6 protein-coding genes are annotated in these 6,684 nt (G+C 59.8%); all 6 read right to left on the bottom strand.

Going from position 1 to position 6,684, the window contains the following annotated elements; translation table 11 throughout:
- Positions 1–136 precede the first annotated feature (136 nt).
- Positions 137–544 (bottom strand): biopolymer transporter ExbD, encoded by a 408-nt coding sequence (locus HDE78_RS18285; protein WP_179482138.1) that lies wholly within the window; start codon positions 542–544, stop codon positions 137–139.
- A 3-nt stretch (positions 545–547) separates the two neighbouring features.
- The gene (locus HDE78_RS18280) at positions 548–973 is read right to left on the bottom strand and encodes a biopolymer transporter ExbD (protein ID WP_179482136.1); all 426 of its coding nucleotides are present in this window, start codon (positions 971–973) and stop codon (positions 548–550) included.
- 10 nt (positions 974–983) lie between these two features.
- Positions 984–1,772: a MotA/TolQ/ExbB proton channel family protein gene (locus tag HDE78_RS18275; RefSeq protein ID WP_179482135.1), complete on the bottom strand. Its 789-nt coding sequence runs from the start codon at positions 1,770–1,772 to the stop codon at positions 984–986.
- Positions 1,773–1,840: 68 nt separating this feature from the next.
- The gene (locus HDE78_RS18270; protein ID WP_179482134.1) at positions 1,841–2,497 is read right to left on the bottom strand and encodes an energy transducer TonB; all 657 of its coding nucleotides are present in this window, start codon (positions 2,495–2,497) and stop codon (positions 1,841–1,843) included.
- Positions 2,498–2,698: 201 nt separating this feature from the next.
- The gene (locus HDE78_RS18265) at positions 2,699–4,000 is read right to left on the bottom strand and encodes a tetratricopeptide repeat protein (protein WP_179482133.1); all 1,302 of its coding nucleotides are present in this window, start codon (positions 3,998–4,000) and stop codon (positions 2,699–2,701) included.
- Between the two features lie 192 nt (positions 4,001–4,192).
- Complete coding sequence (gene gyrB / locus HDE78_RS18260) at positions 4,193–6,628, bottom strand: DNA topoisomerase (ATP-hydrolyzing) subunit B (protein WP_179482132.1); 2,436 nt, start codon at positions 6,626–6,628, stop codon at positions 4,193–4,195.
- Between the last annotated feature and the right edge of the window lie 56 nt (positions 6,629–6,684).

Below are 6,684 nucleotides of genomic sequence, written 5' to 3'. Positions count from 1 at the left end.
TGCAGGGACACAAAAAAATCCGGCCTTCAACAGGTGAAGGCCGGATTCTTGGGACGCCTTGGCTACGATGCAATGCTTAAGTGAACAGCATTACGCACAGGGCGGGGTTTTCATGTACTGCCGAAACGGGACCCGCTTACTGGCTGTCGGCAAACCCGATTTTGGTCAGGTTGTAGCTCTTCGCGTCGGCCAGCACCGTGGCAACATACTGGTAGGCCGCAGCGTCATCCGCCGTGATCTGGATTTCCGCCGGATCGGGCTGCTGCGCGATCACCGCCAGCTGCGCCTTCAACCCAAGCTCGTCCACCGGAGAGTCATTCCAGTAGAACGCACCGCTCTGATCGATCTTCAGCTTGATCGGATCTTTGGGATTGGTCGGCGGCGGTATGTTCTGGTTGGGCTGAGGCAGATCGACCTTGATCTTGAGCGAGAGCACGGGTGCCGTGATCATGAAAATGATCAGCAGCACCAACATCACGTCGACCAGCGGCGTGACGTTGATATCCGCCATCGGGCCGCCACCGCTATTGCTGGAAAATGCCATCGGTCACTGTCCCTTCGTTGGAGCGGTGGTCATGAAGGCAACGTGGACCATGCCCTGGCCTTTCGCATCGCTGATGATCTTTTTCACGATCTTGAACTCGGTCGCCTTGTCCGCACGAATCTGCAGTTCGGGCTGAGGCGTCTGCTGGGCTTTCACAGCAAACTGCACCTTGAGCTCTTCCGCCGTGATCGGATGGTCATTGAAGTACAGGCTGCCGTCCTGTTTGACCGCGAGATCCAGCGGCGGCGTCTTGACTTCCTCGTCCTTGCTCTTGGGGTTAGCCTTGGGCAACTCGATCGTGATCGTGTGCGACATCAGCGGCGCGGTGATCATGAAGATGATCAGCAGTACCAACATCACGTCGACCAGCGGCGTGACGTTGATCTCCGACATCGGACCACCGGAATTACCACCTGAGCTCATAGCCATGAGTCAGACCTCACTTCAGGGTCGGTGCGGCGCCTTCGACGCGCGAGCCCGTTGCGAAGAAGTCGTGCAGGTCATGCGCAAATTCATCAAAGCGAGCGTACGTGAGACGGTTGGAGCGGTTGAAGAAGTTGTACGCAAGCACGGCCGGAATAGCGGTGAACAGACCGAACGCGGTCATGATCAGCGACTCACCGACGGGGCCGGCCACGGCGTTCATCGAAGCGTTACCGGAGGCGGCAATACCGATCAGCGCGTGGTAAATACCCCACACCGTACCGAGCAGACCGACGAACGGTGCCGAAGAACCGACGGTTGCCAACATGGTCAAGCCACCTTCCAGACGCAGGCTTTCGCGAGCCACGGCCTGGCGCAGGGCGCGGTCGATGAATTCCGAACGGCTCAGCGACTCGGCAAGACGACCGGAGCCGGTAGAGGACTGCTGGTGATGGGCCACAGCGGACGCAGCGTCAAGAGCGATCTTGGAGAACGGTTCGCCCTTGGGCTGGGCTTCCAGCTCGCGGATCGCATCCTGGGTGGAACCGTTGTTCCAGAACCCGTCGATGACCTTGTCGCGACGCGAGGCCACCATCGAGTTGCGGATCGAGTTGGCGATGATGAAGTACCAAGAGGCAAGCGACATGATCAACAACACGACGAACACGACGAGTCCGACAACGTTTTCGCCATGAACGAAACCGTCGACGAGGTGACCGACACCCATTTGCTTCATGGCATCGGCGGTGGAATTGGCGCCAGCGGCTTGTGCGGCGTCGGATGCTGCAGGAGTCTGTAAGAACATAACGCTACCCTAGGAAGTCAAGCGTGAACTGTAACTGTAATCCAGTGAAATGGACGACAGATGATTAATTACTCGGCCAAGTTGAAGTTGATTGGAACGCGTGCATAGCCTTCCACCTTCTTTCCGTTCTTGACCTCCGGATTGAAGCGCCACTTTTGTACTGCATCCATTGCTGCGCGATCCAGCTCGTGGAAACCGCTGGATTTTTCCACCTTGACGTCTTTCGGTGTGCCGTCCAGGCCCACTAGGATCAGCAACGTCACCGTACCGGTATGGTGCTGGCGAATTGCCTGAGGCGGAAACGTAGGCGCGGGACGGCTGCCGTAGCTCAGATCCGAACCAGCTGCAATGTCAGCCGGTGGTGCCGGAGGAGCGGGCGGCGAAGGCGGCGGAGCTTGCACCGCGTTCTGCGACACCTCTTCGACCGCCGGCGGCGGTGTCGGCGGCGGCGGTGTCGGCGGCGGCTTGACCTGCTGAATGATCTTCGGCGGCGGCTGCTTGGGCGGCTCCGGCGGCGGCGGCGGCGGCGGCGGCGGCGGCGGCGGCGGCTCGATAAAGCTCACCTTGACGATCTTGTCGACCTGCTTGTCTTTCTGCGTTTGCGGGGCCGAAGGCGCCACCATGAACAGAAAGGCGAAAGCATGCAGGCCAATGGCAAAAGCCAATGCCGCCGTGCGCTTCCAGCTGAAGCCTTCGTTCTCGTTGTCTTGTCTACTTGAGGCCATCTTTCACTGTCTGAAGCTGATCAATCGGAAGAGAACGTTGCCGCAGGGCGTGGCCTGAAACCGCCTGATGAATCGACGGAACTCGCCGCTGGGGAGACGCAGGAAAAGGTTTTCAACGGTACAACAGCATCCTGCTTTTGTATAGCTCGACAAGACAGATAAATGGACGTCCATCTGGCCTGCGGAGCATTTGCAGCGACGCTATTTGCCTGCGCCCGCTTTTTTCAACCACGCGTTCGCCTTCTCTGCCGTCTGCGGATCCTGGGCGGCCTGTTTCATCGCGGCAATGGCCCCGGCCTTGTCCTTCAGACCACGATCGCTTTCGGCGAGCAGCATGTATGCCGCGCCTTTCTGCTTCACGCCCTTGTCGATGCCCTGCTGGATCATCGATTTCGCGGCGCTGTATTTCTGCTGCGAAAGAAGAATCTGTCCGCCGCGGATCGCAGCCTCTCCGTCCTTCGCTGTCGGCAACGCCTTGGTGTAGGCATCGACAGCCTTGCTTGTATTGTCGGAGAGTTCGTCAGCCTCGCCCAGCAACAGGTAGTTGTCTGCGCTGGCGGTAACGATGCTCTTGCTCATGCCGTCCTCCAGCACCTGTGCGGACTTCTCGGCATCGGGCTTGGAGTCGGTGCTGCTGGACTGCGCACGAATCAGATAAAGCTTGGCCAGATTCACGTAGTTGGCTTCGGTTTTCAGCAAACCGCTGGCGCGCGCCTTTTCCATCACCTGGATAGCTTCGTCGTTCTTGTTGGCCTGCATCAGCACGGCCACGGTATTGTCCAGCGCGTTGGGATCGTTCGGGTTGGCGGCCAGCGCCTGCTGTGCGACCTGCGCAGCCTGATCGCCCTGTCCGGACTGCGAGTAGCTCGCCATCAGAATCTGGTTCCAGGCCGGATCGGGCTTGTCGGTCAGCGACTGCGCTTTCTTGATCGCGGCAATGGCTTCGGGGAACTTGCCGAGGCGGTAATCGATGTTGCCTTCCAGCGCGTAGGAGTTGGCGGTTTCCTTCTTACCTTCGGCACGCCACTTGGTCAGTGTGTCCAGCGCCGGCTGATACTCCTCGTCGGCGACCTGGAACTGCGCCAACATGTATTCGAGCTGGAAATACGTGTCGTTCGGCAGCACGCCATTGGCCAAGGACTGCTGCAGGAGCGCGATGGCCCCCTTCGGGTCGTTGTCGATCTGATACTTGACCGTAGCCAGACCCTGCAGGGCCAGTGCCTGGGCATATTTGCTCTTGCTGCCGCCGTCGGCGATGGGCTGCAGATACTGCAGCGCCTTGGCTTTGTCATTTGCCGTGACGGCGTCAAGACCGGCGTTGAGGTTTTTTTGATCCTTTTCGCTGGTCAGGTCGAGCTTGGGCGCGACGCGGGTCGCGTTGGGGTACTGCACTTCCGGCTTGTCCTTGGACGAACTGTCTTTCGCCAGCACCGGGCTGCTGCTTGCCAGCATCAGCATCAGAGCGGCGCTCGCCAGCGCGGTGAATCCTAGGGCTCGCTTCATGGTGATCCTCGTCGTTCAGTGACTCGCCGCAATGCGCGAGTTGACTTCCGAGGTTAACCCGGGAGTGATGACAATAACAAGCTGCGCTGCCACATTAAATATTCATTAAAATCAGAAACTTGAAACACAGCGTTCGCAGACAGCTGCCGAACGGCGATGCAACCGGTTCTGGCTCCGGAGCGCGATCAAGGCTCAGACGTCGAGGTTGGCAACCTTGAGCGCGTTGGCTTCGATAAAATCGCGCCGCGGTTCGACCGCCTCACCCATCAGCATCGAGAACATCTGATCGGCAGCAATCGCATCCTCTACGCCGACCTGCAGCATGCGGCGGGTTTCCGGGTTGACCGTGGTTTCCCACAGCTGCTCGGGATTCATTTCACCCAGACCTTTGAAGCGCTGGATGCTGCGGCCCTTTTTCGCCTCGTCCAGCAGCCAGTTGCGGGCCTCGACGAAGCTGAGAATGCCGCGCGATGCATTACCTCGACGAACCACCGCATCGGGCTGAATCATCGCCGCCACCTGCTGGCTGATGCTGAGGATGGCACGGAACTCGTTGCTGGCGAAAAACGGCTGCGGCAGGAACCAGGTATGGCTGAGCCCATGCTGCTCACGCACCACTTCGATCGCGGGCGGCTGTTCGCCGGCGGCGGCGCGCAGCGAGAGTTTGTAGCGCGGCTTGCCCAGTCCGCTGGCCGCGAGCCGCTGTTCTGCTTTCGTCAACCAGTCCTGCATGGCTGCCGCATCGTCCCAAAGTGCCGGCTCTAGCGGCGTGTGCTCTAGCAGAGAAATCAGCACAGTGGCGTCGAAGCGATGCGAAAGCTTGGCGATCTGGTCCAGCGCCTGCTGATAGCCGCGTAGCAGCTTTTCCAGAGCCTCGCCAGTAATCGGCGGAGCATCGGGGCTGTAGGTCAAGGAGGCGTTGTCGACGGCACTGGAAATCAGGTAATCGTTCAGCGCGGTATCGTCCTTGATGTACAACTCCTGCTTGCCCTGCTTCACCTTGTACAGCGGCGGCAGGCCGATATAGATGTGGCCGCGTTCGATCAGTTCGGGCATCTGGCGATAGAAAAACGTCAGCAGCAGTGTGCGGATATGCGAGCCGTCGACGTCCGCGTCGGTCATCAGGATGATGCGGTGATAGCGCAGCTTGTCCGGGTTGTATTCGTCCTTGCCAATGCCGGTACCCAGCGCGGTAATCAACGTACCGACCTCGGCCGAGGCCAGCATGCGGTCGAAGCGAGCCTTTTCGACGTTGAGAATCTTGCCCTTCAGCGGCAGCACGGCCTGAGTCTTGCGGTTGCGGCCCTGCTTGGCCGAGCCGCCGGCGGAATCGCCCTCGACCAGGAACAGTTCGCACAGCGCGGGATCCTTTTCCTGACAATCGGCCAGTTTGCCCGGCAGGCCGGCGATGTCCAGCGCGCCCTTGCGGCGGGTCATCTCGCGTGCCTTGCGCGCCGCCTCGCGCGCGCGCGCCGCGTCGACCACCTTGGAGGCGATCGCCTTGGCTTCGTTCGGATGCTCCAGCAGGAACTCGCTCAGCTTTTCGTTGACGACCTGCTCCACCACCGTCTTGACCTCCGACGAAACCAACTTGTCCTTGGTCTGCGACGAGAACTTCGGATCGGGCACCTTGACCGACAGCACGGCAATCATGCCTTCGCGCATATCGTCGCCGGTCGGCGAGACTTTGGCGTTCTTGGCCAGACCCGATTTTTCGATGTAGTTCTGCAGCGAGCGCGTCAACGCAGCGCGGAAACCGGTGAGATGCGTACCGCCGTCGCGCTGCGGAATATTGTTGGTAAAGCAGAACATCGTTTCCTGATACGAGTCGGTCCACTGCATCGCCAGTTCGACGGTGATGCCGTCCTGCTCGGCGCTCAGGCTGATCACGTTCGGATGCAGCGCTGTCTTGAGCTGGGCCAGATGCTGTACGAACGAGCGGATGCCGCCTTCGTAGGCAAACGTATCGGCACGACCGTCGCCGCGCTCGTCCTTCAACTCGATGGTGACGCCGGAGTTGAGGAAGGCCAGCTCACGCAGGCGCTTGGCCAGGATGTCGTAGTGAAACTCTAGATTATTGGTGAACGTGGCCGGGCTGGGCTTGAAACGCACCATGGTGCCGCGCTTGGTCGATGCGCCAACCGACTTCAGCGGGTAAAGCGGTTCTCCGTGCGCGTATTCCTGCTGGTATTCCTCGTCGCCGCGGTAAATCGTCAACCACAGCTTTTCGCTCAGTGCGTTGACCACCGACACGCCCACGCCGTGCAGACCACCAGAGACCTTGTACGAGTTAGCATCGAATTTGCCGCCGGCGTGCAGCACCGTCATGACCACTTCCGCGGTGGAGCGGCCCTCTTCGGGATGGGTGTCTACCGGAATGCCGCGGCCGTTATCGATGACGCTGACAGATTCATCCTCGTGGATGGTCACGATGACCGTGTCGCAGTAACCCGCCAACGCTTCGTCGATGGCGTTGTCCACCACTTCGAACACCATGTGATGCAAGCCAGTGCCGTCATCGGTATCACCGATATACATACCTGGACGCTTGCGCACCGCTTCCAGGCCTTTCAACACCTTGATGTTGCTTGAGTCGTAAGTCGGTTCGTTCGTGGTTTCGTCGTTCATTCGATGACCGTTTCCTGGCGCCCATGATCCCCTGTGTCGCGCAGGGATCTGGCAAG

Source organism: Rhodanobacter sp. K2T2 (assembly GCF_013408815.1).
In the GTDB taxonomy this organism is placed as follows: domain Bacteria; phylum Pseudomonadota; class Gammaproteobacteria; order Xanthomonadales; family Rhodanobacteraceae; genus Rhodanobacter.
The sequence above is the reverse complement of the archived record's forward strand: the minus strand, read 5'-3'. Positions and strand labels throughout refer to the sequence as shown.